The sequence below is a fragment of the Thermoproteus uzoniensis 768-20 genome, from assembly GCF_000193375.1.
Lineage (GTDB): Archaea > Thermoproteota > Thermoprotei > Thermoproteales > Thermoproteaceae > Thermoproteus > Thermoproteus uzoniensis_A.
Window position 1 is genome coordinate 1445894 of sequence record NC_015315.1, and the last position, 25400, is coordinate 1471293.

General features: G+C 59.9%; 30 protein-coding genes and 1 tRNA gene. 19 read left to right on the forward strand and 12 right to left on the reverse strand.

Going from position 1 to position 25400, the window contains the following annotated elements; all coding sequences use genetic code 11:
- Positions 1-2: 2 nt before the first annotated feature.
- On the reverse strand, positions 3-167 hold the full coding sequence (locus tag TUZN_RS08095; RefSeq protein WP_013680474.1) for a 30S ribosomal protein S14: 165 nt from the start codon (positions 165-167) through the stop codon (positions 3-5).
- A gap of 344 nt (positions 168-511) precedes the next feature.
- On the opposite strand from TUZN_RS08095, the gene TUZN_RS08100 reads away from it, so the two are divergent.
- Positions 512-2155 carry a CTP synthase gene (locus tag TUZN_RS08100; RefSeq protein WP_052886192.1) on the forward strand — a complete coding sequence of 548 codons (1644 nt, stop codon included), beginning with the start codon at positions 512-514 and terminating at the stop codon, positions 2153-2155.
- Here TUZN_RS08100 and TUZN_RS08105 read toward each other — a convergent pair.
- Positions 2093-2911, reverse strand: coding sequence for a DMT family transporter (locus TUZN_RS08105; RefSeq protein WP_237698212.1), 819 nt, complete (start codon positions 2909-2911; stop codon positions 2093-2095). The genes TUZN_RS08100 and TUZN_RS08105 overlap by 63 nt on opposite strands.
- On the reverse strand, positions 2896-3258 hold the full coding sequence (locus TUZN_RS08110) for an NADH dehydrogenase subunit 3 (protein ID WP_013680476.1): 363 nt from the start codon (positions 3256-3258) through the stop codon (positions 2896-2898). Before TUZN_RS08110 ends, TUZN_RS08105 begins: the two co-directional genes overlap by 16 nt.
- Before the next feature lie 153 nt (positions 3259-3411).
- Here TUZN_RS08110 and TUZN_RS08115 point away from each other — a divergent pair, with 153 nt between their 5' ends.
- From TUZN_RS08115 to TUZN_RS08180, 14 genes are read left to right on the forward strand one after another with little or no spacing between them, the layout of a single operon-like run.
- Complete coding sequence (locus tag TUZN_RS08115) at positions 3412-4077, forward strand: translation initiation factor IF-6 (protein WP_013680477.1); 666 nt, start codon at positions 3412-3414, stop codon at positions 4075-4077.
- 35 nt (positions 4078-4112) lie between these two features.
- Positions 4113-4355: a 50S ribosomal protein L18Ae gene (rpl18a, locus tag TUZN_RS08120; protein ID WP_013680478.1), complete on the forward strand. Its 243-nt coding sequence runs from the start codon at positions 4113-4115 to the stop codon at positions 4353-4355.
- Positions 4355-4768, forward strand: a complete 414-nt coding sequence (gene pfdA, locus TUZN_RS08125) for a prefoldin subunit alpha (protein WP_013680479.1) — start codon at positions 4355-4357, stop codon at positions 4766-4768. The genes rpl18a and pfdA overlap by 1 nt, the downstream gene beginning before the upstream one ends.
- Positions 4768-5703: a signal recognition particle-docking protein FtsY gene (gene ftsY / locus TUZN_RS08130; RefSeq protein ID WP_013680480.1), complete on the forward strand. Its 936-nt coding sequence runs from the start codon at positions 4768-4770 to the stop codon at positions 5701-5703. Before pfdA ends, ftsY begins: the two co-directional genes overlap by 1 nt.
- 45 nt (positions 5704-5748) lie before the next feature.
- Positions 5749-6048 (forward strand): hypothetical protein, encoded by a 300-nt coding sequence (locus TUZN_RS08135; protein ID WP_013680481.1) that lies wholly within the window; start codon positions 5749-5751, stop codon positions 6046-6048.
- Positions 6048-6509, forward strand: a complete 462-nt coding sequence (locus TUZN_RS08140; RefSeq protein ID WP_013680482.1) for a transcription elongation factor Spt5 — start codon at positions 6048-6050, stop codon at positions 6507-6509. The genes TUZN_RS08135 and TUZN_RS08140 overlap by 1 nt, the downstream gene beginning before the upstream one ends.
- Positions 6510-6544: 35 nt before the next feature.
- On the forward strand, positions 6545-7051 hold the full coding sequence (locus tag TUZN_RS08145) for a 50S ribosomal protein L11 (RefSeq protein WP_013680483.1): 507 nt from the start codon (positions 6545-6547) through the stop codon (positions 7049-7051).
- Positions 7048-7722, forward strand: coding sequence for a 50S ribosomal protein L1 (locus tag TUZN_RS08150; RefSeq protein ID WP_013680484.1), 675 nt, complete (start codon positions 7048-7050; stop codon positions 7720-7722). The genes TUZN_RS08145 and TUZN_RS08150 overlap by 4 nt, the downstream gene beginning before the upstream one ends.
- A 30-nt stretch (positions 7723-7752) precedes the next feature.
- On the forward strand, positions 7753-8784 hold the full coding sequence (locus tag TUZN_RS08155) for a 50S ribosomal protein L10 (RefSeq protein ID WP_013680485.1): 1032 nt from the start codon (positions 7753-7755) through the stop codon (positions 8782-8784).
- Between the two features lie 2 nt (positions 8785-8786).
- On the forward strand, positions 8787-9731 hold the full coding sequence (gene mvk / locus TUZN_RS08160; protein WP_013680486.1) for a mevalonate kinase: 945 nt from the start codon (positions 8787-8789) through the stop codon (positions 9729-9731).
- Positions 9728-9967, forward strand: a complete 240-nt coding sequence (locus TUZN_RS08165; protein ID WP_013680487.1) for a CBU_0592 family membrane protein — start codon at positions 9728-9730, stop codon at positions 9965-9967. Before mvk ends, TUZN_RS08165 begins: the two co-directional genes overlap by 4 nt.
- Positions 9968-9987: 20 nt before the next feature.
- A complete protein-coding gene (gene udp, locus TUZN_RS08170) occupies positions 9988-10764 on the forward strand; it encodes a uridine phosphorylase (RefSeq protein ID WP_013680488.1) in 777 nt (258 codons plus the stop codon).
- The gene (locus TUZN_RS08175; protein ID WP_013680489.1) at positions 10761-11000 is read left to right on the forward strand and encodes a hypothetical protein; all 240 of its coding nucleotides are present in this window, start codon (positions 10761-10763) and stop codon (positions 10998-11000) included. The genes udp and TUZN_RS08175 overlap by 4 nt, the downstream gene beginning before the upstream one ends.
- A gap of 28 nt (positions 11001-11028) precedes the next feature.
- Complete coding sequence (locus TUZN_RS08180; RefSeq protein ID WP_013680490.1) at positions 11029-11463, forward strand: RecB-family nuclease; 435 nt, start codon at positions 11029-11031, stop codon at positions 11461-11463.
- A gap of 5 nt (positions 11464-11468) precedes the next feature.
- On the opposite strand, the gene TUZN_RS08185 is transcribed toward TUZN_RS08180, so the two are convergent.
- Positions 11469-11861: an Hsp20/alpha crystallin family protein gene (locus TUZN_RS08185; protein WP_013680491.1), complete on the reverse strand. Its 393-nt coding sequence runs from the start codon at positions 11859-11861 to the stop codon at positions 11469-11471.
- A 47-nt stretch (positions 11862-11908) separates the two neighbouring features.
- Between TUZN_RS08185 and TUZN_RS08190 the strand changes: the two genes are divergently transcribed.
- Together TUZN_RS08190 and TUZN_RS08195 are read left to right on the forward strand one after the other, a co-directional pair.
- Positions 11909-12856, forward strand: a complete 948-nt coding sequence (locus TUZN_RS08190; RefSeq protein ID WP_013680492.1) for an ABC transporter permease — start codon at positions 11909-11911, stop codon at positions 12854-12856.
- Positions 12857-12909: 53 nt separating this feature from the next.
- On the forward strand, positions 12910-14151 hold the full coding sequence (locus TUZN_RS08195; protein ID WP_013680493.1) for a translation initiation factor IF-2 subunit gamma: 1242 nt from the start codon (positions 12910-12912) through the stop codon (positions 14149-14151).
- 5 nt (positions 14152-14156) lie between these two features.
- Here the strand turns inward: TUZN_RS08195 and TUZN_RS08200 are convergent, their stop codons facing one another.
- The 7 genes from TUZN_RS08200 to TUZN_RS08230 all read right to left on the reverse strand — a co-directional run bounded on the left by TUZN_RS08200 (position 14157) and on the right by TUZN_RS08230 (position 21366).
- Positions 14157-15023, reverse strand: coding sequence for an ABC transporter permease (locus TUZN_RS08200; RefSeq protein WP_013680494.1), 867 nt, complete (start codon positions 15021-15023; stop codon positions 14157-14159).
- On the reverse strand, positions 15005-16012 hold the full coding sequence (locus TUZN_RS08205; RefSeq protein ID WP_013680495.1) for an ABC transporter permease: 1008 nt from the start codon (positions 16010-16012) through the stop codon (positions 15005-15007). The genes TUZN_RS08200 and TUZN_RS08205 overlap by 19 nt, the downstream gene beginning before the upstream one ends.
- A complete protein-coding gene (locus tag TUZN_RS08210; protein ID WP_013680496.1) occupies positions 16009-17442 on the reverse strand; it encodes an ABC transporter ATP-binding protein in 1434 nt (477 codons plus the stop codon). The genes TUZN_RS08205 and TUZN_RS08210 overlap by 4 nt, the downstream gene beginning before the upstream one ends.
- Complete coding sequence (locus tag TUZN_RS08215) at positions 17442-18692, reverse strand: BMP family lipoprotein (RefSeq protein ID WP_013680497.1); 1251 nt, start codon at positions 18690-18692, stop codon at positions 17442-17444. Before TUZN_RS08215 ends, TUZN_RS08210 begins: the two co-directional genes overlap by 1 nt.
- Before the next feature lie 101 nt (positions 18693-18793).
- Positions 18794-19261: a hypothetical protein gene (locus TUZN_RS08220; RefSeq protein WP_013680498.1), complete on the reverse strand. Its 468-nt coding sequence runs from the start codon at positions 19259-19261 to the stop codon at positions 18794-18796.
- A 141-nt stretch (positions 19262-19402) separates the two neighbouring features.
- Positions 19403-20890, reverse strand: a complete 1488-nt coding sequence (locus TUZN_RS08225; protein ID WP_013680499.1) for a hypothetical protein — start codon at positions 20888-20890, stop codon at positions 19403-19405.
- Positions 20884-21366 (reverse strand): hypothetical protein, encoded by a 483-nt coding sequence (locus TUZN_RS08230; protein ID WP_013680500.1) that lies wholly within the window; start codon positions 21364-21366, stop codon positions 20884-20886. Before TUZN_RS08230 ends, TUZN_RS08225 begins: the two co-directional genes overlap by 7 nt.
- 172 nt (positions 21367-21538) lie before the next feature.
- Here TUZN_RS08230 and TUZN_RS11085 point away from each other — a divergent pair, with 172 nt between their 5' ends.
- Positions 21539-21715 (forward strand): hypothetical protein, encoded by a 177-nt coding sequence (locus TUZN_RS11085; protein ID WP_013680501.1) that lies wholly within the window; start codon positions 21539-21541, stop codon positions 21713-21715.
- A 186-nt stretch (positions 21716-21901) separates the two neighbouring features.
- Positions 21902-21996 (forward strand) — tRNA-Thr (locus tag TUZN_RS08235).
- An 86-nt stretch (positions 21997-22082) separates the two neighbouring features.
- Here TUZN_RS08235 and TUZN_RS08240 read toward each other — a convergent pair.
- Entirely contained in the window at positions 22083-25280 is a 3198-nt protein-coding gene (locus TUZN_RS08240) for a protein NO VEIN domain-containing protein (protein ID WP_052886193.1), read from the reverse strand.
- Positions 25281-25400: the final 120 nt, after the last annotated feature.

Here is a 25400-nt window from a genome sequence, read left to right on the forward strand (position 1 = left end):
ATTTAATAGTAGCGGCGAAAGCCCAGCTCCTCGGCGACCTCCCTAAAACAGCGCCTGCACAACATTAGCCCGTACTTTCGTATCACCGCCTCCCTGGTGCCGCACCTCTGACACCTAATGGCCCCCCTGCCGTACTTCCTCTCCTTAGGCGGCCTGACCTTGCCCATCGCCTCCCACGCAAGAAGCCCCTTTTAAATTTTGTAGCGCCGCCGCGCGGCGCCGGAATTGAGGGCGATCAGCGCCCGCCATGTGCGCGAGGCCTCGTCACGTCTAGGCGTGGGTTCAAGTCATCACAGCGAGAAATCTACGTCAGTACTTAAAGGATTCTTCACGGATCGAGGGGGTGAAGCATCATCACGTCTGTTCTCGGGCAACGTCTTAAATCCTTGTCTGCGGCCTGTCGCGCCGCCGTGCCCACGCGGGGCTTGCGCCCCGGGACGCCCAGAGAGCAAAAGGGGCATAATATCGACCGTCGGCGGAAGGACTTATATAGCTGGGTTTCCCGTTAATGGTGCCGAAACTGATAATTGTCACAGGCGGCGTCATGTCCAGCGTCGGCAAGGGCGTGACGACCGCCAGCATAGGCCGCATCCTCCGTGCCAGGGGCCTCAACGTGAACGCGATCAAGGTGGATCCCTACCTCAACGTGGACGCGGGCACCATGAACCCGTATCAACACGGCGAGGTCTTCGTGACGTACGACGGAGGCGAGATAGATCTGGATCTGGGCCACTACGAGCGGTTCCTCGACGTCGAGCTCTCTAGGCGCAACAACATAACGTCGGGCCAGATATACCTCTCCGTGATCGAGAAGGAGCGGAGAGGCGAATATCTTGGCCAGACAGTACAGTTGATTCCTCACGTCACGGACGAGATAAAGAAGAGGATTCTGGACGCCGCGGACGGCTTCGACGTCACTCTGGTCGAGATAGGCGGGACCGTGGGCGACTACGAGCAGTTGCCCTTCCTCGAGGCCGCGAGGCAGCTCAGGCTCGAGCTGGGCGAGGAGAACACCCTATTCGTCCACGTCGCTTGGGTGCCTCTTCTGCCGACCACCGAGGAGTTCAAGACAAAGCCGCTACAACACAGCGTGGCGGAGCTGAGGCGCTACGGCATACAGCCGGACGCCGTCGTTGCGCGGTCCCAGAAGCCTCTCGACAAAGCGGCCATAAAGAAGATATCGCTCTTCGCCAACGTCCCCGCCTCGGCTATATTCAACTCGTACGACGTCGATACGGTGTACAGAGTGCCGCTGGTTCTGGAGGAGCAGGGAATGGGCGACTTCTTGACGAGGAGGCTCGCCCTACGCGCGGCCCGGCCCGACCTATCGGACTGGCAGAACTTCGTCGACGCCTTGGCAAACCCGCGCGTGGAGGTCAAGGTCGGCATGTGCGGCAAGTATGTAGAGCTCAGAGACTCGTACATAAGCATAGTCGAGGCTCTCAGACACGCGGGCGCGGCTCTGAGGGCGAGGCCGAAGCTCGTCTGGATAAACTCAGACGAGGTGGAGAAGAGGCCCGAGATGCTGTCCGACATAGACGTGGACGCCATGGTGGTCCTGCCGGGCTTCGGCAAGAGAGGCACAGAGGGCATGATAGAGTGTATCCGGCACGCCAGGGTGAACAAGATACCTTTCCTGGGGATTTGCTTCGGCATGCAGCTGGCGGTGGTTGAGTTCTCGCGCAACGTGCTCGGCCTCAGAGGCGCCAACTCGACCGAGCTGGATCCGGACACGCCGCATCCGGTGGTCCACCTAGCGCCGGAGCAGCTCGGCGTCGACAAGCTGGGAGGCACCATGATATTGGGCAACAGAGAGGTGGAGATAGTGCCGGGCACTCTGGCCCATAGGCTCTACGGCGCCAGCTCCACGGTGGAGCGCCACAGACACAGATACGAGGTGAACCTGGACTATCTGCCCAAGCTACAGGAGGCCGGGCTGGTGGTGTCTGGCTGGCGCACCGATATAAGGAGGGTCGAGATAATCGAGTTGAGGGATCACCCGTTCTTCATAGCGACGCAGTTCCACCCCGAATTCAGATCGAGGCCCACTAAGCCGAGGCCCGTCTTCCGCGGCCTACTGAGCGCCGCCCTGTTAGCCAAGGGCGGCGAGGAGGGCGGCGGCGGTGATCAAGGCGTACGACAAGGCGGTGGCTAGGCTCGGCGTCTGGCCCAAGAAGAGGTACCCCCAGAGAGCCGCCAGCACCGGCTCCAGCGTGGCCACCACCGAGGCCTTGGTGGCCCCGACTACCCTGGTGCCCGACGAGAACAGCCTGTAGGGCAGAACCGTGCAGAAGACGCCGAGGTAGACGCCGCCCAGAAGAGGCCTCCAGAGATCTCCCGGGCCGAACACGGCGGCGTAGGCCAACGCGGTGGGGGCGGTCACGGCGAGGGTGTAGGGCATGGCGCCCAGCGACACGTCCACGTCCTCCCCTCTCTTGGAGTAGAACCTGGCCACGGCTATGTACGAGCCGTAGGATATGCCCGACGCGAGCCCCGCCAGGACGCCCCAGAGGTTAAGCGAGCCGCCGATCGCCTCGAGCAACATCACGGCGACGGCAGCCGACACGAGGACAACGGCTACGTAGTCCCTCGCGCCGGCGCGCTCGCCCAAGACCGCGGATACGGCAGTCGTCCAGAGCGGCGCAGTGTACAGCAGGTACGCCGCCGGCCCTAGGCCGGCCAGAGCGGCCGCTAGAGGATAGACGGCGAATAGGACGCCCAACAACAGCCCGGCGACGACGGCCGCCCTTCTGGCGGTCCGCACAAAGGCCAGCCCCACCGACGCGGCCACGAGCGATCTGAAGAGGGCTAAGATCACGTAGTTTCCGCTGTAGACGCTGGCGAGGCCTATCGTCGACCAAAGAGCCGCCGCTGTGAGGATCTTGCCGAAGCTGCTCAGTCTAGGATCCACTTCCGTATATCCTTGCTGTGGGCGTAGGCGTACAGAGATGCGAGCACTATCACGGCCACTATCACCAGCAGGTATATAGCCGACGCGGCCGACGTCGGGCTTATGGCGAAGTAGACCACGGGCACGGCTATCAGAGGCTCGAGCGTCACTAACATGAGCACGTAGCCGAAGTACTGCATGGCTAGACGAGACTTGGCCTCTCCCTGAGGCGGGTTGCCGGCCTCGTACCTCCTCCTTTTGGCCTCCGTCGGGGCCTGCGGCGCTATGAGGTAGATGGCGTAGACGGCGAGTAGCGTGAGGCCCAAAATCAAGAGGAATACTATGGCCAACGCCAGCCAGTCGCTCATGGCCTGTCGAGGCGCCTCGGTTTTTATAGATTCCTTTCGTCGAGCCCGCCTCTAAACGATCGGCCGAGGCGCTCTCGGTCTTGGGATCGCGGCGCCGCCGAGCGCTTACGGTAGCGGCCCCATAATTTAAATCCCGAGGGAGTATACTGTGGTATGGCAGATGTCGTCCCGGTCAAGGTCTTCGGCTCGTCGTCTATCGGCGTCTACATAGTTGCCAACAACAAGATGGCGTTGGTCCCTCCGGACGTCCCCGAGAAGATAGACGACGAGGTCAGGAACACCCTCGGCGACGTGGTGGTGAGGGCGACAGTGGCCAAATCGCCGCTCCTCGGCATATTCGTGGTGATGAACGACAACGGCGTGTTGGTGCCCGGCATCGCGCTCGAGGAGGAGATAAGCATGTTGAAGGGGCTGGGCCTAAACGTCGGAGTTCTCCACACCAAATACACGGCAATAGCTAACCTAATAGTGGCGAACAACAAGGCAGCGGTAGTATCCCCCATACTGGAGCCCGAGAATAGGAAGATCGTGGCCGACGTGCTCGGCGTGGAGGTCTTCGTGGATTCCTTGAGCAACTCGCCTCTGGTGGGCTCGTTGGCGGTGGCCAACTCCCGCGGAGTCCTCGTGGCGCCCGACGCCACGGACAACGACTTGAGGAAGCTGGAGAAGTACCTCGGCGTCCACGCCGACGTCGGGACGGTCAACAGAGGGCGCTCCTTCTTGAGGGGCGGAATGGTCGTCAACGACAGAGGGGCCTTGGTCGGCTGGGAGACGACAGGCGCCGAGATCATGCGGATACTGTCCACCTTGTTCAAATAGCGAAAAATTTAATATCGCGGCCTCTCGGCCTCAGCGTGGCCAAGGTCTACCTAGTCGAGGGGAGGGCTAAGTTGCAGAGCGGGGTCATGAAGTTCAAGCTGTACATACCGGCCACGAAGCCCAAAGACGCAATGGAGAAGGCCTACGAGCTCGTCGGGAGCAGACACAAGGCTAAGCGGCACCAGATATACCTCGCCAGAGTCGAGGAGATAGCTCCCGACAAGGCCCCCGACAACGTGAAGATCTTCAGTTATATAGATAGGGTTGTGGTCTACTGATGTCTGCTAGGACTATAACCCGGGAGGACGTCGCGAGGCTCATCGACGAGTACCAAGTCATCTCCGAGCTTATAGCCAGCATGCAGGCCCAGCTGTCCATAGTCAACGACTCCATAGAGGAGATCAAGACGGCGCTCGACGGGTTGAGGTCCTTGTCTCAAGACTCGGAGCGATACGTCCACATAGGCGCCGGCGTGTACCTCAAGGCCTCCGTCGACCAGACCGAGGTGTTGACGCCTCTAGGCGCCAGCTATTACGCGTTCTTGGATCGGCAGAACGCCGAGCGTATACTCAACGAGAGGCTGGAGGAGTTGAACAATGTCAAGTCTAACCTGGAGGCGAACCTCTCCAAGCTGGGGGAGAGGGCGGCCCAGATCCGGAGCGTCCTAGAGCGGCTGGGAGTGGTCGGCTGATGTTCGAAAGGCTTAGGAGGACCTTCTCCAAGTTCGTAGATTCCATAGTATCGACAGTAAAGGAGGACGCCTTAGGCGAGAGGGAGGTCTCGGAACTCGCCGAGGATCTATACCTCGACCTCGTCGAGAGCGACGTGGCCGTGGACGTGGCCGACGCGTTGATATCGGCGCTTAAGGCCAAGCTGGTCGGCGCCAAGGTGCCCAGGTTCGGCGACAGGGAGGCCGCAGTCAGACGCGCCGTCTACGACGCCTTGCTCTCCTTGGTGGGCGATGTGCAGGACGCGGACTTCGAGTCGGCCGTAATCGAGGCGGCGGAGCAGGCGAGGCCGGTCGTGGTCATGTTCCTGGGGCCGAACGGCTACGGCAAGACCACCACGTTGGCCAAGATCGCGTATCTCTTCAAGTCGAGGGGGCTCCAGAGCGTTTTGGCCGCCGCCGACACTTTCAGAGCCGGCGCGCGGGAGCAGCTCGAGGAGCACGGGAAGCGGCTGGGGCTGAGAGTCATAGGGGGCAAATACGGCTCGGACCCCGCGTCGGTGGCCTACGACGCGGTGCAACACGCGAGGTCTAAGGGCATTCCGTTGGTGCTCATAGACACGGCGGGCCGCATGCACACGGACAAGAACCTCATGGACGAGCTCGCCAAGATACAGAGGGTCGTCGAGCCGCACTTCTCGGTGTTTGTGTTCGACGCGCAGTTGGGCAACGAGGCCCTCGAGATAGCCAGATACTACAGCAAACACGTGTCCATAGACGGCATGGTGGCCACCAAGGTCGACTCCTACCCGAAGGGCGGCTCCATATTGACGTTCCTCTACACCTTCAAGAAGCCTATCTATTTCCTCGGAGTCGGGCAACGGTACGAGGACCTGGTCAAGTTCAAGAAGGAGGAATACATAGCGCAACTCATCGGCCTCCAGCCGGGCGGCCGGTAGGCCCAAGCGCCGAGTAGTTTATTAAGGGTCTGATCGCGCCGTATCGTGGGCCTCTACGACAAGGTGAAGGAGTTCTTGAGGGACGTAAGGTGGGTCGTCTCTATATCGGAGAAGCCCAGCTCCAAGGAGTTCAACTTAGTCGTCAAGTTCTTGATATTCCTGGCGTTCGCGGCCGGCGTGATCCAATTTATATTTTATGTAGCTAATGTGTATATGACCGAGTACCTAAGCGGCTCCAGCATAGCCGCATACGCCTTGAGCCAGACCCAGGAGGCCGTGGCGGTGGTGTCCAGCCTCGTCGTGATCTTCGCTATATTGATATACATCGTGATAAAGCTAGGGTGATGGCGTCCCAACAGTGCCCCATATATTCCGTCAGCGTCGTCGGCAGGCAGGAGTACAACGTCACTATGGTGCTCAAGCTACGTAGCGAGTCTGGGAAGCAGCCGGTCTACTCCATATTGGTGCCCAAGGAGCCGTTCGGCGTCATCTTCATCGAGGCCGAGTCGCTGGCGGTTGTCTATAGGGTCGTGTCCGGCGTCAAGCACGTGAAGGGCGTGTTGAAGGGCAAGACGAGCCTGGAGGAGATAGTGAAGTACGTAGAGCCGAAGAAGCCCGTCATCGACATCGACGTCAACGACGAGGTGGAGATACTGGCCGACGTCTTGAAGGGCAGCAGAGGCCGCGTGATCTCCGTCGACAAGGAGAAGGGGCTGGTCAGAGTTGAGCTGTTGGACTCGCCGTTCCCCATGCCGCTGGACCTCAAGGCGAGCGAGGTCAAGGTCACGAAGAAGGCCGGCAGGTGACGGCAAAAATTAAATAGTGGCCTCAAGATCGGCGCGTGGCTAAGCGGATAATCAACGTGCCGTTGCAGGGCGGGAGGTTCGCGCCGAATCCTCAGTTCCAAGACGCCTTGAAGAACGCGGGCTTGGACCCCAACGCAGTCTCGCAGAAGGTGCAGGAAGCCGTGAAGAGATACGCGGGCTTCCCCATATCCAAGATCGAGCTGGAGGTGGACGAGGCCACGAAAGACTTCGCCGTGCTGGTCAAACTACCCCCTATCGGCGATCTGTTGCTCAAGCTGCTCGGCAAGGACACTGGCCCGCACGACGCCGGCAAGGAGACCATAGGGGACCTCCCGATGGAGAAGATAGTGCAGATAGCCGTGGCCAAATACCCCGAGCTCAAGTCGAGGAGCCTCAAGTCCGCGGTGAAGCAGGTGTTGAGCACTTGCAAGGCCATGGGGATAACGGTCGGCGGGAAGCCGGCGGCCGAGGTCATGAAGGAGGTTGACGGCGGGGCCTACGACGACATCATTAAAAAGGCCGAGGAGCAGTTGGCGCCATGAGCGTCTCCGCGCTGGTGAGGCAAGACGTCTTGCTGAACGCCATAAGGGAGGCCGTATCTAAGGGGAGGAAGCACAAGTTTGTCGAGAGCGTCGACTTAATAGTTGTGTTGCGCGACGTGGATCTGAACAAGCCGGAGAACCGCATAAGCCTCAACGTGCCGTTGCCCCATCCGCCGAAGCTCAACAAGATAGCTGCATTCGCCTCAGGCGCCTTCGAGGTGGCCGCCAAGAACGCCGGCGTGGACGCCGTAATAGGGAGGGACCAGATAGAGGCGCTCGCCGGCAAGAAGCGGGAGATCAGGAAGCTCGCGAAGAGGTACGACTACTTCATAGCGACGCCCGACCTCATGCCGCTGGTGGGTCGCGTCCTCGGAGCCATATTCGGGCCCAGGGGCAAGATGCCGGAGGTCGTGCCGCCCAACGCCGATCCCAAGGCTGTGGTGGACAGGCTGAGGAGGAGCGTGAGGCTGAAGCTCAGGAACGAGCCAGTGGTCAAGCTGAGGGTTGGGTCGGAGGCGCAGAAACCCGAGGAAATCGCCGCGAACATACTGGCCGTCCTCGAGGAGCTCAACGCCAAGTTCCCGCTCAAGCAACACGTGGCGCGCATATACCTAAAGAAGACGATGGGTCCTCCGGTCTCTCTGAAGGAGGAGCTCTTCGTATCGAGATAATTTTAAAAAGGCCTCCCGATAGGTCTCGCGATGGCCATCCAGTTGGGCAAACGCGTCTATGTGCGCGAGAGGCCTTATCCCCAGAAGAAGGCCAAGATAGCCTCAGAGCTGGAGGAGCTCGTCAAGAGCTACAACTACATATTCGTCTTCGACCTACACGGGCTGTCCGCCAGAATACTCCACGAATACCGGTTTAGGCTGAGGGGGAAGGGCGTCGTCAAGGTGGCGAAACACAACCTGATGAGGATCGCCCTCAAGAGGGTATACGGCGAGGTGCCCCCTGATGTCGACAGGGAGCTCTTCGGCGAGAGGGCGTACATATTCACCAACGAGAACCCCGCGCTGTTCGCCAAGGAGGTCGAGGCCAAGGCGGTCAGGAGGAAGGCGAGGGCGGGCGACGTGGCTCCCTACGACATAATGGCCCCGGCAGGCCCCACCAACCTGTCGCCGGGCCCCATATTGAGCAAGTTCGGCAAGTTGAAGATACCCACGAGGGTCCAGGAGGGCAAGATCTGGATAGCCAAGGACAGCCCCGTCGTCAAGGCCGGCCAACAGATAACCGACGAGATCGCCGACATACTCAGGGTGTTGGGCGTGGAGCCCATCTACGAGAAGCTGAGGCTCTTAGGCGTGATCTGGCGCGGCCGGAGGTTCGTCCCGATTGACGAAATAGTCGTCGAGCCCAAGAAGTACTTCGAGATGTTGCAACAAGCCGCAGGCGCCGCGCGCAACCTGGCCCTCAACGTCGTGTACCCGACGCCCGAGGTGCTGGCCGTCGTGTTGCCCAACGCCCACGCCCGCGCGCTCGCCCTTGCGGTCCGCCTCGGCATCGTGTCCAAGGAGACCCTGCCGGCGTTGCTGGCCCGCGCATCCTCCGAGGCCGCGGCCCTAGCCGCCGCGATAGCGCCCAAGGCCCCCGAGCTAGGGCTCCAGGTACAGCAACAACAGCCGCAACAAGCCGAGCAGAAGGCCGAGGAGAAGAAGGAGGAGAAGCCGGCCGAGGAGGGCGAGAAGGGCCCGAGCGAGGAGGACATAGCCAGCGGTTTGGCCTCCCTGTTCTAAAAGTGATACGCGTTTTCGCCCCTGGAGTCGTCAAGTTATTCGGCGAACACGCGGTAGTCTACGGAAAGCCCGCCATAGCCGTCGCCGTAGATAAAGGCGTCGAGGTCGCCTGCGAGAAGGGGGACAAGACGGTTGTGAGGACGGGGAAGGCCTACGTGGATATCGAGTACGAGCACGGCACGGGCGCAGCGCACGCCAAGGGGCACGAGCCGTTCCTCTCCTACGTAGCCGCGGCCTTGAGGAAGGCCGAGGAGTCCTTCGGGAGGCTCGCCGCCTCCTTCGAGATAAGGGGGGACTTCCCGCCGAGCGTCGGCGCCGCGACCTCGGCCTCCGTGTCCGTCGGGATACTCAAGGCGTACTCTGCATGCCTCGGCGTTGACGTCGGCAAGGCCGAGCTCGCCAAGCTGGCCCACGGAGTGGAGCTGGAGGTCCAGGGAGCGGCCTCGCCCATGGACACCGCCGTGTCGGCGATAGGGGGGATGTTGAGGATAGAGCCCAACCCGTTCAGCTACCGCCGCATAGACTCGGCCGTGGACGGCTTCGTGCTGGCGGTGCTCCCCCGCAGGGGCACGACCAAGGACATAGTCGCCGGCGTGAGGGCGTTGAAGGCCCGCAGGAGGTCGGTCGACGCGGTTATAGACGCCATAGGCCGCCTCGTCGACGAGGCGGAGGGCTGTCTGGCATCCAGCGACCTCGAGTGCGTGGGCGAGCTCATGGAGATAAACAACTGGCTCCTCGGCGCCTTGGGCGTCGTGGGCCACGACGTCGTGATGATGCTCAAGTACCTCAAGCCCTATATCTACGGGGGGAAGATCAGCGGGGCTGGCCGCGGCGGCATAGTGGTCTTGTTGCCCAAGAGGAGGCAGGAGCTGAGGGAGGCCCTAGCCGCGATGGAGGTGCCCTCCGTGGAGGTCAAGGTAGACCGCGACGGCGCGAGGGTAGTATGATCGAGGTGGTTGGCCTCGTGGGGCTGGCCCTAGTGGCGGGGGGCTGGGCCTTGACGATAATCCGCAGATCGCCTCCCCCTCCCCTGGACCTCACCACGGTGTACTTCGCGGGGAGCGTCGCGCTCACCATATACGCCGCCTGGGAGAGAGACGTCGTCTTCACCACGCTCAACGCCGCCTCGGCGGTCTTGTCCTTGATCAACATATTCAGGGCGGTCCGGCGGGCTAAGGTTTAAGGAGGATCGCATCTAGAGCCATGAGCTCGGCCAAAAGACCTGTCGTCGGCGGCAGGCTATACCACATAATGGTCGAGCCGGGCGCGGTGCCGCGCTACGTTCTGTTGCCCGGGGATCCCGGGAGAGTGCCCAAGATAGCGGCTTATTGGGACGAGGGCAGGGAGGCGGCCCGCAACAGGGAGTTCGTGACTTACGTAGGGAGGTATAGAGGGGTGCCCATAGCGGCTACCTCTACGGGCATAGGCTCCGGCTCCACGGCCATAGCGGTCGAGGAGCTCTTGGCGGCCGGCGCGGACACCTTCATCAGGGTGGGCACCACCGGCGCGTTGAGGCGCGATATAAAGATCGGCGACCTCATAATAGCGCAGGCCGCGGTCAGGTGGGACGGCGCGAGCAGATGGTACGCGCCTCCCGAATATCCCGCCGTGGCGCATTGGAAAGTCCTCGAGTCGTTGATAGAGGCCGCGGAGAGCCTCGGCGTCAGGCACCACGTGGGCATAGTGGCCTCCACAGACTCGTTCTACGTAGGCCAGGAAAGGCCGGGCTACGGGGGTTATCTGCCTCCCTGGGCCAGAGGGCTAGTGGAGACCTTGAGATCCCTCAGAGTAGTCAGCTTCGAGATGGAGACCGCCACGATCTTCACGTTGGCCTCAATATACGGCGCCAGGGCCGGCGGCGTGTACGCGGCGATAGCCAACAGGGAGACCGACGAGTTCGTGGCGGAGGCCGGCGTGGAGGACGCCATAAAGGTGGCCAACGAGGCCGTGAGGATTTTGGCCGAGCGGGACTCCAGATGATAGTTAGGTTGATATATATCAAGGATACGGCGATAGTCGAGGCCCGAGATCTGTCCACGTGCGGGGACGCGTTCGCCCTCAAGATCGAGGGGAGGTACGTCAGCGTATGCGGCAACACCTACGAGCTGTCCGAGGAGATACCCAAGTTCAGGAAGGGCGTGCTCAAGGCGGCCGACGGCGTCTTTTTGGTGGAGTGCGACGAGGACATGAACTGCCTTGCCGCCAGAAGCCGCTAGCGTTAAATAGGGGCGGTAGGACAGCGACGTGGACGTGACGGTGGCCGTCTACAACATATCGAGCCTCCCCAGGCTCATGGAGTTCGCCAGAGTGACGTACGGCTTCGGCGTCAGGCGCCTGGCGGCGGTCAGAGTCTTCGGCTCGGCCGCCCAGCAGATAGGCGATTTGTTCAAGCTCGCGTTCAAGGTAGGCGGAGAGGTCCTCGTCTTCAACGACCTCAAGGACCTCAACGAGGCGCTGAGGCCGGACCTAGTCGTCGGCCTCACTAAGCGGGGCGAGGGCGTCGAGCCTCTGGCCGATCTGCCCGACGGGCGGGTGGTCATAGTGGTGAGCGGCTCGGATCTGCCCATAACCCAGAGGGAGTTGCCCCCGGGGGCCAAGCTGGCGTACGCGGTGGAGGAGGACGTCGGGTCGGTAGGACAGCTGGCCATCGCCCTATATAGGCTGAGGAGGAGGGGCTGAAAAGGCTACTCGACCTTTATCGAGATCTCCTGGGGCTTCACCTTCTTCGCCGTGATGGTCAAGACCCCGTTCTTGTAGGCGGCCTTGGCCGTCGAGGGGTCTATCTTGAAGGGCAGATAGACCTTCTTGGTGTACTTCCTCTCACCGCGGGCGCCCTCCGCCCTTATGTAGTCGCCGTCGCGCGAGATGTAGATAGAGATGTCGCCGGGCTCGAGGCCGGGCATGTCGATCTCCACCAAGGCGTCGTCTCCCTGCTCCTTTATGTTGACGCCTTGCTCCACCGTGATCTTCCTCACGGTGCTGGTGGTGGTCTTGACGACCTCCTCGGCAGTTTTCTGGATAGCCTTGGCAAGCTCGTCGAAAGTCCTCCTGATCTCGCTAAGGACGTCCTCGCCCATGTAGACGACGGGAGGCTTCTATAAAAGCCTTTTCCGCCTCTCCTGTCGTGTCAAGCGCGGGGTATATAGCGCGGCGCGCCTTGGAGTACCTCGCCATGTGGCTCGCGGCGACTGTCCTCGACTTCGCCGTGCCGAGGCTGGCGCCCTTGATGCCCGTGCGAGAGCCCAGCGGCGAGCTGGCCCGCGCCATGGGCCTCGGAAAGCCGGTCTACGAGCAGTACTTTATATTCCTCTGGAACGCGGTGCATCTGGACCTGGGGACCTCCCTCTGGCTCTACGGGACCCCGGTGGCCTATCTAGTGGCGAGGGCGTTGCAATACGACGTGGTCCTCCTGGCCCCGGCCATACTCATATCCTGGACCCTCGGCAACAGGCTCGGCGCGTATTTGGCCATAGAGAAGAGGGGCACCGCGCTGGATAAGGTAACGGTGCCGGTCCTCTACGCCATGAGCGGCGCGCCCTACTTCTGGTGGGCCCTCCTCCTCGTCGAGATCTTCTCCGCCGAGCTCCGCATCCTGCCCCCGACAGGCGTCATCTACTCCCAACTGCCCTCCCTCACGCCGTCGTACATTGCGGACTTCCTGAGGCATTTAGCCACGCCACTGGCCGCGCTGGTGTTGGCCATGACGGGCGCCTGGGCGCTGAGCATGCGGGAGATCGCCGTCTCGGAGCTCGGAAGCGGCTACGTGGCCTACGAGGAGGCCCTGGGCTTCTCCGGCCGGATCATCAGAGGGCACGTGCGCAGGAACTCCAGACCGCCGCAGTTGGCCAACCTGGCGGTGTCCCTGGGCCTCATAGCGTCGGGCAACATGGTGCTCGAGGCGGTGGTGGGATACCCCGGCGTAGGCTTGTTGCTCTACAACGCGCTCTCCAACTACGACTATGTGCTGATACAGGGGGTATTCTTCGTGGTCGTGTCGTCGATCTTGGCGCTCAACTTCGCGGTGGACGTCGCCATAGCCTTGACCGACCCGAGGGCGGGGCGGCCGGCGTAGCTGGGATCGGCGGGGCCTTAAGACATAATAAACCCCCGGAGAAGTGGGGTACCATGGGGTTCGTCTACCCTGACGGCATCATATCCACGGCCGGGCACGTCGACGCGGGCAAGACAAGCGTGGTGTACGCGCTGTCCGGCGTCTGGGTGGCCCGCCACAGCGAGGAGGTGAAGAAGGCCATGACGATAAAGCTGGGCTACACCCAGATAGGCATATACGACTGCCCGGGCTCCGAATACCCGCTCTCCGACGGCCTTCTGGACAAGGGCAGATGCCCCGACGGGTCCGAGCCCAAGCTGTTGCGCAAGATATCCATAGTCGACGTGCCGGGGCACGAGGTCCTCATAGCGACGATGGTGTCGGGCGCCGCCGCGGTGGACGCCGCGCTCATGGTCATCGACGCCACGATGCCCGTTCCCCAGCCGCAGACCGCGGAGCACTTCGCCGTGCTGGACATAATAGGGGTGAAGAACATGGTGGTGGCCCAGAACAAGATAGACCTAGTGCCCAAGGAGAAGGCCGTCGAGAACTACAACCAGATAAGGAAGTTCCTGTCGGGGACCTGGGCCCAGAACTCGCCCGTCGTGCCCGTCTCGGCGTTGCATAGGGTCAACATAGACGTGCTAGCCTCCTACGTGGCCAAGATAACTCCCAAGAGGGAGCCCGATCTGTCCAAGCCAGCCCGCATGGCGGTCTTGAGGAGCTTCAACGTGAACCCGCCGGGGACCCCCGCCGACAAGCTAAGGGGAGGCGTGCTGGGCGGCACTCTGTTGCAGGGGGCCATAAAGCTCGGCGACGAGGTCGAGATAAGGCCGGGGCTGAAGATAGACAGGCCGGGCGCCAAGTCGCCCTACCAGCCTCTCCTAACCAAGGTGGTGGGGATAGAGTACGGAGGCGAGAAGGCCGAGGAGGCGAGGCCGGGAGGCCTGGTGGGCCTCATGACTACTCTGGACCCCGCTCTGGCCAAGGCCGACGCCCTGGCAGGCTCCGTGGTCGGCAAGCCGGGGACGCTCCCGCCCGTCTGGACCTCGCTGGAGCTGGAGGTGAGGGAGTTGCCGAGGATGGGCGAGAAGGCCGAGCCCATGAAGCCCAACGAGGTGGTGCTCGTTTCCATAGGCGCGGCGACGGTCTTCGGCGTGGTCCAGTCCGTCAAGAAAGACACCGCCGTCATAGCTCTGAGGAAGGCCGTGTCGGCGGAGCAGGGCGCCAAGGCCGTCATAACCAGACAGATCAGAAATAGATGGATCGTCAGCAACTACGGCGTATTGAAGGGAGGAAACGTGGCGTTGGAGTAGGCCGGCTACTCCTTCTTGAAGGGCTTGCCCAAAGCCCTCGGCGGCTTCGCGCGCCCTATGACGCCGGCCACCACCAAGAGAGTCGCTATGTAGGGCAACATCCTTGTCACCTCGTACCTAGCCACGCCGAATATCTGCAACCAGTAGGAGAACGCGTCGAAGAAGCCGAAGATCAAGGCGCCCGCTATGGCCAGCAACGGGTTCCAGTTGGCGAAGACCACGTCAGCCAGCGCGATGAAGCCTCTGCCGGCCGATATGTCCTTGGTGACCACCGATAGGTAAGCCAGGCTCAGGTAGGCGCCGCCGAGGCTGGCCAGCGAGGCGCCGACCGCGGTCGAGAACAGCCTGATCTTGTAGACGTCTATCCCCGCGCTGTACGCCGCCTCGGGGTCCTCGCCCACAGCCCTTATCGCCACGCCCAGCCTGGTCCTGGTCAGTATATACCACATGGCGCCCGCCACCGCGAAGGCCAGCACAGTCATGGCGTTGACGTCCACCAAAGCCCACGAAGGCGTCTGTTTATACCCAGCGACGTGCCACACCGCCTGTATGCCGTACGCCACCAAGCCGGCCCCGAAGAGGTTCATGGCGACGCCGGCGACCAGCTGGTCGCCTCTGATGTAGACCGCTATGGCCCCGTGGAGGAGGCCCAGCAGGAGGCCGACGGCCCACGCCGCGGCCACGCCGGCCAGGCCGGAGCCCGCGAAGTCGCCCACGAGGACGCCCACAAAAGCCCCTATCAGCATAAGCCCCTCTAGGCCTATGTTGACCACGCCGCTCCTCTCGGCCAATATCTCGCCGACAGCCGCCAGGAGTATCGGCACCGACGCGTGTATCGTCTGGGTCAGGAGAACTAACGCCGCCTCCTCCATAGCTCCAACATCCTAATAGCTATCACCATTATCATGATGCCCTGCAACATCTTCACGAACTCGAAGGGCGTCATGGCGATGGCTTGCATGTGGCGCGCCCCCTCCTCCATGAGCCCCAAGAAGAGCGCCGCCAGGAGGGTCCCCAAGGGGTTCCCCCGCCCCAACATGGCGGCGGTTATCCCGTCGAAGCCGAGGCCGTAGACGTTGGCTAGGTTCGTCGCCAGGCTGTAGGACGGCGGCATGGCGACCACCTGCAAGACGCCGGCGGTCCCCGACATGACGCCGCCGAGAAGGAAGGAGTACACGACGACCTTGGACTGGGGTATCCCCGCTATCCTCGCGGCCGTCGGGTTGAGCCCGGCCGCAGTCAGCTCGTAGCCCACCACAGACCTCTCCAGAAGCCAGTAGACGAACACGGCGGCCGCCACCGCCACGAAGAAGCCGGCGGTCAGGCTGGTGCCCGGAATAAGCGGGGTGAGCCTCGCGGGGGGCGGCACCTTTATGGTCTCGGACGGCTGCATGGGGTTGGAGAACGTCGTGGAGGCCTCCATTATGACGAGCCAGTACGCTATCCAGTTCATCATTATGGTGCTGACCACCTCGTTGACCCCCCTATAGGCCTTGAGGAGGGCCGGCACCATGGCCCAGGCGACGGCCAGCGAGATGCCCACGGCGAAGGAGAGGGGCAGGGCCAGAGCCGAGGCGGCCAGATAGGAGGCTATGACAGCCCCGAGAGCTCCCATGTACGTCTGCCCCTCGGCCCCTATGTTGAACAGCCCCGCCTTGAGGCCCAAGGCGAAGGTCAAGCCCGTCAGTATTATGGGCATCGCCGTGGCCAACGCCGAGGTTATGTAGACCGTGTCCGTGAACGGCACCACGAACATGGAGTAATAGACTAGAGCCGGGCTGTAGCCGGACGCATAGGCGACGACGGCCCCGACCGCGATGGCGACGGCGAGGGACAGAAGGGAGTCCAGAAGGCCCCTCATAGCCCCGCCATGGCGCGCCCTATCTCGTCGAGGGAGGCCTCCCGCACGGGCTTGCTCAAGACGATCCTCCCGCGGTAGATCACCGAGACAGAGTCGGCCAGCTTCAAGGCCTCGTCGAGGTCGCTACTGACGAGCAGGACGCCGGCCCCCGCGTTCCTCGCGTCCATCAACAGCTTGTGCACGTACTCCGTCGTCGCCACGTCGAGGCCCCGCGTGGGCTGGTGCGCGATGATGAGGCCCGCCCTCTTGCTCAGCTCCCTCCCCACGACCAGCTTCTGCTGGTTCCCGCCCGACAGGGACCTCGCCGGGGCGTCGGGGCCCGGCGCCACTATGGAGAACTCCTCTATGAGCTTAGCCGCGAAGCGCCTCGCGCCCGCCCAGTCGAAGAGGCCCGCCCGCGAGAACCTCTTGTGCACTCCCAACACGGCGTTGTGGACCAGCGGCAGGTCCAGCACTAGGGCCCTGCCGTGCCTGTCGTCCGGTATGTAGGCGACTGGCCCGGCGACCCTCACCGACCCCCTCGCCGGCTTGCGCAGGCCGACGAGGACGTCGACAAGGGCCTCCTGCCCGTTGCCCTCGACGCCCACCAGCGCGTGTATCTCCCGCCCCCTCACCGAAAGGTCGACGCCCTGCAGCAGCGGCCGCCCCCTCTCGTAGACCCAGAGGTCCTCCACCGACAGCACAGCGCCGCCCGGCTCCCCCTCCCGCTCGAGAGGCCAAGTCTTGAGCCTGCCCACCATCGCCTCCACCAGCACGTCGGGGCTGACAGACGGCGGGAACTCGCCCACTTTCTCCCCCCTCCGCAACACCGCTATTCTGTCGGCGATGGGCAAGACCTCCGGAATCTTGTGGGTGATGAAGACCACCGTCCTGCCCTCCGCCTTGAGCCGCCTCACCACGTCCAGAAGGCTCTTTATCTCGGGAGGCGAGAGAAGCGACGTGGGCTCGTCCAAGATCAACACCCTGGCGCCGAGGTACAAAGCCTTGACTATCTCCACCCTCTGCCTGACCCCCAGAGGCAGCTCGCCCACAGGCCGGTCCCAATCCACCTCGAACCCCAGAGATCTGGCAATCGCCTCGACTTTGCCCCGGAGAGATCTCGTTATGCCCCCCAAGGAGGGCCCCTCCAGGAGGGCTATGTTCTCCAGAGGCGTCAGCTCGTCCACGAGGGACAAGTGTTGGTGGACCATGGCTATGCCCGCCTTGAGGGCGTCCCTGGCGCTCTTGAACCTGACGGGCCTCCCGCCGACCTCCACAACGCCCTTGGTGGGCTCGTATATTCCCGACAAGATCTTCATGAGGGTGGTCTTACCCGCCCCGTTCTCCCCCAAAAGGCCGAGGACCTCGCCCGGCTTGAGCTCGAGGGAGACGCCCCTAAGGGCGTAGGTGCCGTCGGGAAAAACCTTGTGTATTTCTTTAAGGGATATCATCAGCCGGAGCCCACTAGGCCCAGCTGTTGCCTGTACTGGAGCAACTGGTCGCGGGTAGTCGGCAGCGGGACCTGCACCTTGCCCGATATTATGTCCTGCTTCAGCTGGTCGACCGCCTGCCATATCCACTGCGGTATCGAGTCGCGCATCTGCTTCACCTTCTGGATTATCTGCTGGGCGTCGGACGCCTTGACCGCGCCCGCCTGTATGCCCAGCTGCAGGAACTGGTTCAAGTCGTCCAGAGTGCTGACCGACACGCCGCCCTCCTTGAGGCCCAAGAGCATCAAGCCGCCGCTGAAGTTGCCGCTCACGGCCATCTGGACAGCCTTATAGACGGCGACGTCCACGCGCTTCATCATAGAGGCCAGGATAAAGCCGGGCTTTATGTAGTCCTGATCCGCGTCGACCCCGATCGCGAAGGGCGGCCCCATAGTCCTCCCAGCCGCCTGGCCCGCCTCGGCCACCGCGTCGAAGACGCCGAGCCCCGTCGCGCCCGCCGCCTGGTATATCACGCAGACTCCCTGCGCCAACATGGCCTGCGCCGCCTGCTTCCCCTTAGCCGGGTCGTTGAAGGAGCCGGTGTAGACGTAGTATATAGTGAACGTCACGTTCTTGCCGAAGTGCTCGGCGATGTACCTCTGGGCCCACCTCACGCCGTAGGCGTACCCGATCTCGAACTTCCACAAGACAGGTATGTCCATCCCCAGCACTATGCCCACCTTCGTGCAGTTGAAGTAGTAGGCCGTGAGAGCCGCCAGGGCCCCCACCAAGGCGCTACCCTCGTTCTCCTTGAACTGTATAGACAGCACGTTCGTCCTATTGGGCACGTAGCCGTCTATTATGGCGAAGCGCACGTTGGGGTACTCCTTAGACGCCTCGGCCACCGCGTCCGTCATCAAGAAGCCCACCGCCACGACGAGAGTCGGGTTGCTCCTAGCCGCAAGCCTGAGGTTGGGCAGATAGTCGTCCTGCGTCTTGCTCTGCAGCTCCACCAGCTGGAGGCCGAAATCGCGGGCGGCCCTAGAGGCGCCCAGATACGCCATGTCGTTAAACGAGAGGTCCCCGCGGCCCCCTATGTCGTAGATCACGTAGACGGCGCCCTTGGAGGCCGACTGCGCCGACGACGTCTGTTGGGCCGGCTGCGAGGTACTCGCCCCTCCTCCGCCGCCCCTCTGGGCCATATATACCGCGGCCACTGCTATAATCACTACGACTACCGCTATTATTATTCCCAGAAGTTTGGCGTTCATACGTCGGCAGAAGTAGATCTTAAAAATAGTTTTGGTATAATATCGCAATAATACAGCCGACGACCGGAGGCGGGAGCCGGCGCTACGCGCGGGGCGGAGGCCTAGCGCGGCCGGGCGGCTACAAGCCACCTCTCCAGCCCCCGCGCCCTCTCGACAGCCCTCTCGGCGCCCTCCCTCAGCCTTTTGTAGAGCCCGCGCCGGTCCTCCCCACACGCCGAGGCGAGCTTCTCGGCGATAGACAGGAGGGCGGAGGCCGAGTACTCGGCCCGGTAGAAGCCGAAAGGCGTCTTGAGGACCAGCAAGCCCCCGCGCACCTCCACCTCGACGGGGCACCTCTCGGCCGGCCCCAAGGCGGCCAGAGCCCTCCCAGTGAGCCTGTAGACCACGCGCCGCCTCCCCCTGACGTCCCTCACCCCCTTGTCGAGCATGCCCAGCTCCACGGCGATCCCCAGCAGGTACTCGACCCCGCCCCCGTAGATCCCCTCCAGACGCTCCAGAGGCGCCTCCCCGCCCAACGCCGCCACGGCCTTAACCAGACGCCACACGGCGCCCAAGTTCACCAGCTCCACACAAGGCCGCCAACACGGGCCTATATCGGCTACGGTGATCGCGGAGACAGTAGAGGGAGAGCTCGCAAGAAGTATCGGCAAGGCGGCCCCCGTCCGCGTACCCCTTCTACGGCCGCCCCTTCGGCGGGACCCGCCGCCAGTCTAGCCGGACAACAGTTGCGCCGTCCGGCCCTCTCTGCACAGATCGCCTAGCTCGACGGTCGAGCCCCTCACCCTCACCGCAGACCTGCCGTATAACTTCTCGGTCCTCTCCGCAAAGGCGTCGACGCAGTCCGCCCTAACGGCTTTGACGCAAGCCTCGTCGACTCCCGCCAAGATCTCCCTGACGATGGCCTTGAAAGCCGCGGATCTTACGAGCTCGCTTCTGGTAGGCCTCGGCTTCTCTCTGAAGATCTCCCGTAGCTTTTCGCAGAACGCCGGCTGTTTGGGCTCGGGTTTCTTCAGGCCGATCTTCTGGAGGACTTCCGCCGCGATGGCCTTGGCCATTATGTTCAACGCCTTGCGGTAGACGTCGTCTCCGTGGTTCCTGAGATGCGCGAGACCTTGCACGAGCTGGTGCACGTCGGCCCTTACGTGTACCTCGTTCTTGACGCCTACGGGCTCCGGGGATATCGTGACATATACTGTATCACAGCCGGCGTGTTGGAGGACGTTGATCCCTCCCGCATCGGCCCTCACCTTCACCTCTATACACTTCCCGTCGTCTGTGTACACGTCCGGTCTGCTAAGCCCCTGGTACCTCCCCTCCTTCACGTTGCTCCGAATAGCGCCCACCACGGCGTCGTGTAGCTCCCGCTCGATTTGTAAGTCGGTCGTCCGCTTCTTCGCCCCTTCGGATGCCCCGAACACAAACGCTATCACTTGCCTGAAGTTGGAGCCGCCTCTCAGCATCTCGACGCCGGTCTGCGCCACGAAGCGGTCGAGCTGGACTCCGCAAGCCAGCCTCTTGACGAACTCCTCGGCATCTTTCTCGAAGCCGGGCGCCAGCGCAATTCTGTCAAACCACCTCACGACGTGGTACTTCTCGAGCGCTCCGCGCCCCACGCGGCTCAAGAACGAGTTCCAGTCTCCCTGGTAATGCGCCGTTATTACTACGTGGGTTACGAACCCCGGCATTTCGGCGAGCCTCTTAAGCATGATCTCAGTATCTTTGGCCAACCTGCTGTTGTTGCCCAGAGAGTCCAGCGGATACTCGTCCAAGAGGACCAACAAGTGTATCTGCCTCTCCAACGCCACAGCCGCGGCCTGGAGGACGTAGAGGACGCAGATGGGGTCCTTACACCCGACGTCTCTCCCCAACACGTCGTGCATCCACTTTTGTACAGCCGAGCCGAGCTTGTACTCGAGCTGTCCGGCGAACTCAGACGCCTTCTGGGGATCGCCCTGCATCTGTTCCAGTATGGCGGGCCACCGCCTGCCGTACTCCGACGCGAGCTGGTAGAGGAGGTACGTCTTGCCGCTACCCGGCGGAGCCGCCACCACGACCAAGGAGAGCTGGTCCTCCTCCATATACGCGGAGACCGCGTTGTAGACGTCGGTCACCAGCTTGCCGAACTGGTTCACGAACTGCTCGTACTGCAGGAGGCCAGATATGCTGTAGGGCGGCGGGCAACGCATGCGCCTCAACACCAGGGAGGCGAGTGGACCAAATAGCCTCCGTACGCCCACACAACCGCCGCGGGGAACCCGCTCGCCACAGCCTTGGCGTCGGGATCGTCCGGAGGAAGCCTGCCCCCATCGGCCTTCAGCCAGGCCCGTATATAGCTGTCGACAACCTCCTCAGGCACGCCCTTCCTCAACGCGGCCGCCCTTATCAAGTCCTCGGCCTGCCTATACGCCCTCCTAATCTCCTCGTCGAGCCCGGCCACGTCCAGCGCATGGCAACCGAAGAGCTGGACGGCCCTCACCAAGGCGCGGCCCCTCACCCTCGCGCTGACAGCCTCGGCGTCCCCCACCCTCCACCTCTTTCTGACAGCCGCGCCGGCGATCAAATCCTCGGCCGCCGACCTGGCGACCTTAGCCGCCAGAGGCCGTCCATTAGGAGTCGGCAGATACGCGACAACAGTCGCACTCCTCTTCTTAAGGTAGATCACCAATGTGTACACGGTCTGAGATGCGAGGAGAATAAAAATACAATGTAGAAGTCAAGAGCCTTCTTTTCACAAAGCGCCTCTATCAGCTGATCGCCCTGGAACCTCGTCTTAAGCGACTCGCAAGCCACTACGTTGAGGGCGGGCGGGAGGCGGACTACATAAGGACGGCCGCCTTGCTGAAGGCTTGGGAATAGAGAAGTGGAAACTGCTCAGAGAAAGGAAAAAGCCCAAACAGATACGCCTCACCGGCGGCGCTCTGGAGGCCTTGACGAGGCTTGGGCCCGTCTGCAGAGCGCTGGGGCTGTGTGCAGAGGCCAGCGGCGGAAACGCGCAGGCCGAGACCGGGGACGGCCCACCTTAGGAGATCCTCTGTGTGGGCGGGCCGCGGAGGCGCCAAGCCGAGGACGGCCGCGAGGCGCCGCGTCGAGAGAGGCCGCGCGGGAGGCGCCGGCTCTCGGTAACCGTCCACATCGCCGAGGCCGGCCTCCAGACGCCGATATGCCAGAAGGCTAAAAAATTAATACTCGGCTATCTTATGCCGTTGGGGGCCCCGGTAGCTCAGCCTGGTTGGAGCGCTCGCTTGGTAAGCGAGAGGTCCCGGGTTCGAAAGGGTCGTCCCCGAGCGTCCCGGCCGGGGCTCCATCTTCTAACTAGCTAGCCTATAAACCTGGTATTCCTCTACGCACTAACCCATCATTCTCAAGCCAAACCCTATGTCCTCTTGGCATTCACTGCTTTATCTGCCTTAGGATTTCTTCGAGGTCCTTTCCATGTCTAATTATTAATTGGGGCCTTATGCCTATTGTTGATGGGAGCTCCTCCTTAATGAGTTCATGGGGCTTCTCAATCACGTAGACTTTAACATTGTTCGGTATGCCCATTACGACAATAAGCCAATACTTATTACCATATCTCTGGATTGCTTCAAACTCGTTTCTCGTCAACTCAATGCCCGCCTCACCTGACCTACCCTTAACCTCTATGAAGTACTCATCACTGCCCTTTACAGCCCTAATATCGCATCCCTCGCACGTCCTATAAACCTCGAAACCCGCACTCCTTAACTTATTCTCAACGTACCATAACGCAAACGAGGCAATAACCTCGTTGCTTATTACCTCCTCTCTCACGCCAATTCCCTGGAAAAACTTCCTCCAATCCTCCCTTGTACCGCAAATACTTAAGTATTCATTGCTAATAAAGGGACCAATATTAGTAAAGCCACTAGCCTTCCACCTATACCACTTTTGCGCTGGTTCGTAATCATCATGCATATAGCATGATGTTGCCCTCCCAATTTGGCCATCATCTCTTAACACTAAGATATGATCTCTATACTTCCTCACCACGCTTGGAGATTTCTCATAAATACGTTTAAGACAACATGTTAATTTAATTAATCGTTCACGAGATATATCACTTCTCTCCATGAGCTTTATCACGTCTTCAACGAGGGATTCATAACCATGATAACCTATTAATGTAAATTTTCTAAAGAAATCTTCGCAAAGCTTCATATCTTCATTGCAGTATGGATACCTACTTATGTCTATGAATTTATCTCGTAGCTCATCAAATAAGCAATCCTGCGTTGGCCAATACACCTTACTCGACTTCCTAACACTACCATCCATTGCTAAAACCCAAATATCGCTCATCAACGGGCCTAGACACTTATTGTAATTCTTTATGACTAAGGTCGTCAATGCAACAACCTCATCCGGGTCAGGCACCTTATCCCTAGTGAGCAATACTTTGTTGAAAAGCTCATTCAGAATATCACAATATTCAATCCTTCTCACGCCTAATTTTTCCAATAACTCATCGCCTAACCCCTTCCTTAAATCCTCATGAATAATCTTTAATTGATCTAAGTACTTTCTAATGTACTTACCGAGCCTTTGATCATTCAGCAAATTCACCACCTCTAGAGGAAATTCCGAGTAATGGGTTTCCCGAGCCCTTAGGAGCTCGCCCCTACTACTAACGACAAACCTATTCTCTCCAGGAACCTCGGTTCCGCAATTCTTGTAAATTAATATTATGTACTGTATCAAGGCTTCCAAACTAGTATCTTTTATCGCTAATAGGAGGTCTTTATCGAGCGCATTGCCGCATGTGAATTCCTTCACGCCCAGCCGTTTCAATACCTCGACACGTTCATCATCTGAGCTACCAAGCTGATTCATGAACTCATCATGAATTAAGTAGCCCTTGATCTTCTCAAATACACTCGGCACTTTATCTCTAAGCGTCTCAACAATACTCCTTAACTTATTAGGAACATACCTAACTTCAGACGCCGCCTTGACACTGCCATCTAATGCCTTTACCTTAACAGTTACCCTCTCGAAACCCTCCCACAACTTATACGCTACCCTATAGAGTTTTGGAAGGTCATCAGTACTTACATAATTTATGTTTACCAGATCCTCGCATTTAATGGATTTAACATAAATACCGTGTTGATGAAGCCTTCTATCATCCTCACTACTAATTATGTGCTTGCCAATCCTCTTCTCCAGCTCTTCAAAATTTCCGTAAGACTTAACGAACTCCTCGGCGCATCTCGTTAACGCCACGGCCTCATCCACATGGACGAGCCTGCCACAGGATATGCACTTGGCAATAGGATTGCTTTTCTTTTTACCTAGAACTTCATATATTGGCGTAAGTAACCTGTCCATTGCAGGTTCTAGGATGCGGCGCTCGTACTCGATCACGTTTAGGTAACTCCCTGCATACTCCTCAGCCAAGTAATCAATAGCCCTATTAAGTAAATTCGCTATCTCCCTCACCATCCACTCATTCCATTTAGCCTCAGGATTTAGAGTCCTCCTACCCGCTTGAACTATAAAGTCGCCGTGAATGAGGAATTTAAGGCCAGTCCTAACCTCGGTGAGGGGTAGGAAGCTGTATAGGAATTGAAGACCGGCCTCAACAGGTACCAAAGACGACTTTGCCTCATCCACTTGGAATGCTATCGCTACTTCTCTCTTTCTGGCGTTGTTTCTTCGAGCTTTCCTCGTAATCTCATCCTCACGAACCTCCTTAGGCACATCAACCTCATGTCTGAATACCTGGAAAGCGTAATTCATAGGAGGCCTCCCATCTATTTCATCGGAAGCCCAAACCCTCATTACCGTAATGCCATCACGCTCAAACGCCCTTAAGATCCTCCACCTTAGTATCCTCGCCCTATCCCTATACTTCACTTTTACCTCCTTAATGTTTGTTAGAAACATGAATATCGTCGGCTTAATCTCCTCCATCAACATCCTCTCGATGTCTTTAGCGATCCTCGCATCACGTAAGTGAATTATAAAGCGTGTAGTGCTTTCCCCTTTCATGTCAGCCGCAAGCTCTATGGGTAATGGGGTAACCATCCAACCGCCACCCTTAATATCGTCAATGCTCAATCCATATTCACGTAGAACATCGATCTTGTCATCCCAGCAATGCTCGCAGAACGTGAATGCGAGACTGGGCTTAGTCTCATCCTTTGGCTTGGAGTAGATGTCTACCCTGTTAGCGACTTGGAATACCGACTTAAAACCAATACCTAGGTAACCCTTATGGCCCAACTCGGGCTTCTTGGATGATAATGCTATGCTTGAGATGCTCTTAATATCATCTTTTGTGAATGGTGTTCCATCATGCTCGATGATAATTTTACCTTCATTATTAATTTCGATCTTAAACGCTTTTGCGCAGGTATCCTCAGCGTTCTGGAGGAGTTCGAGAATAAACTGTGTTGGTTCAATAAATATGTGGTATCGAAGGAGGTCTAATATGCCATTAATCATGCTACGCACATAGGCGTCGCTCAACATCTGGAGCCTAATTCTCATCACCTCCTCAACATCACCCTGATTAGCATACTGACCAGGAACATTAATGCTCTGATTAATGTCCTGACAATACATTAAATAAATAACTAAAAACTAGAAATATAAAGTTTTCTGTTTCATTCCAACTCAAAATGCATGACTGAGCTAGGTGGTGAAAACAATTAAATAAAAAATAAGATAACTTTATCATCATTA

Bases quoted from the DNA above. Each gene is read 5' to 3' on its own strand.
- TUZN_RS08185 (WP_013680491.1), bottom strand. From the start codon at position 11,861: ATGGGCGAGGACGTCCTTAGCGAGATCAGGAGGACTTTCGACGAGCTT.
- TUZN_RS08115 (WP_013680477.1), top strand. From the start codon at position 3,412: ATGGCAGATGTCGTCCCGGTCAAGGTCTTCGGCTCGTCGTCTATCGGC.
- TUZN_RS08215 (WP_013680497.1), bottom strand. From the start codon at position 18,692: ATGAACGCCAAACTTCTGGGAATAATAATAGCGGTAGTCGTAGTGATT.
- TUZN_RS08110 (WP_013680476.1), bottom strand. From the start codon at position 3,258: ATGAGCGACTGGCTGGCGTTGGCCATAGTATTCCTCTTGATTTTGGGC.
- ftsY (WP_013680480.1), top strand. From the start codon at position 4,768: ATGTTCGAAAGGCTTAGGAGGACCTTCTCCAAGTTCGTAGATTCCATA.
- TUZN_RS08150 (WP_013680484.1), top strand. From the start codon at position 7,048: ATGAGCGTCTCCGCGCTGGTGAGGCAAGACGTCTTGCTGAACGCCATA.
- TUZN_RS08165 (WP_013680487.1), top strand. From the start codon at position 9,728: ATGATCGAGGTGGTTGGCCTCGTGGGGCTGGCCCTAGTGGCGGGGGGC.
- TUZN_RS08210 (WP_013680496.1), bottom strand. From the start codon at position 17,442: ATGATATCCCTTAAAGAAATACACAAGGTTTTTCCCGACGGCACCTAC.
- TUZN_RS08140 (WP_013680482.1), top strand. From the start codon at position 6,048: ATGGCGTCCCAACAGTGCCCCATATATTCCGTCAGCGTCGTCGGCAGG.
- TUZN_RS08095 (WP_013680474.1), bottom strand. From the start codon at position 167: ATGGGCAAGGTCAGGCCGCCTAAGGAGAGGAAGTACGGCAGGGGGGCC.
- pfdA (WP_013680479.1), top strand. From the start codon at position 4,355: ATGTCTGCTAGGACTATAACCCGGGAGGACGTCGCGAGGCTCATCGAC.
- TUZN_RS08240 (WP_052886193.1), bottom strand. From the start codon at position 25,280: ATGTATTGTCAGGACATTAATCAGAGCATTAATGTTCCTGGTCAGTAT.
- TUZN_RS08195 (WP_013680493.1), top strand. From the start codon at position 12,910: ATGGGGTTCGTCTACCCTGACGGCATCATATCCACGGCCGGGCACGTC.
- TUZN_RS08205 (WP_013680495.1), bottom strand. From the start codon at position 16,012: ATGAGGGGCCTTCTGGACTCCCTTCTGTCCCTCGCCGTCGCCATCGCG.
- TUZN_RS08200 (WP_013680494.1), bottom strand. From the start codon at position 15,023: ATGGAGGAGGCGGCGTTAGTTCTCCTGACCCAGACGATACACGCGTCG.
- udp (WP_013680488.1), top strand. From the start codon at position 9,988: ATGAGCTCGGCCAAAAGACCTGTCGTCGGCGGCAGGCTATACCACATA.
- TUZN_RS08155 (WP_013680485.1), top strand. From the start codon at position 7,753: ATGGCCATCCAGTTGGGCAAACGCGTCTATGTGCGCGAGAGGCCTTAT.
- TUZN_RS08175 (WP_013680489.1), top strand. From the start codon at position 10,761: ATGATAGTTAGGTTGATATATATCAAGGATACGGCGATAGTCGAGGCC.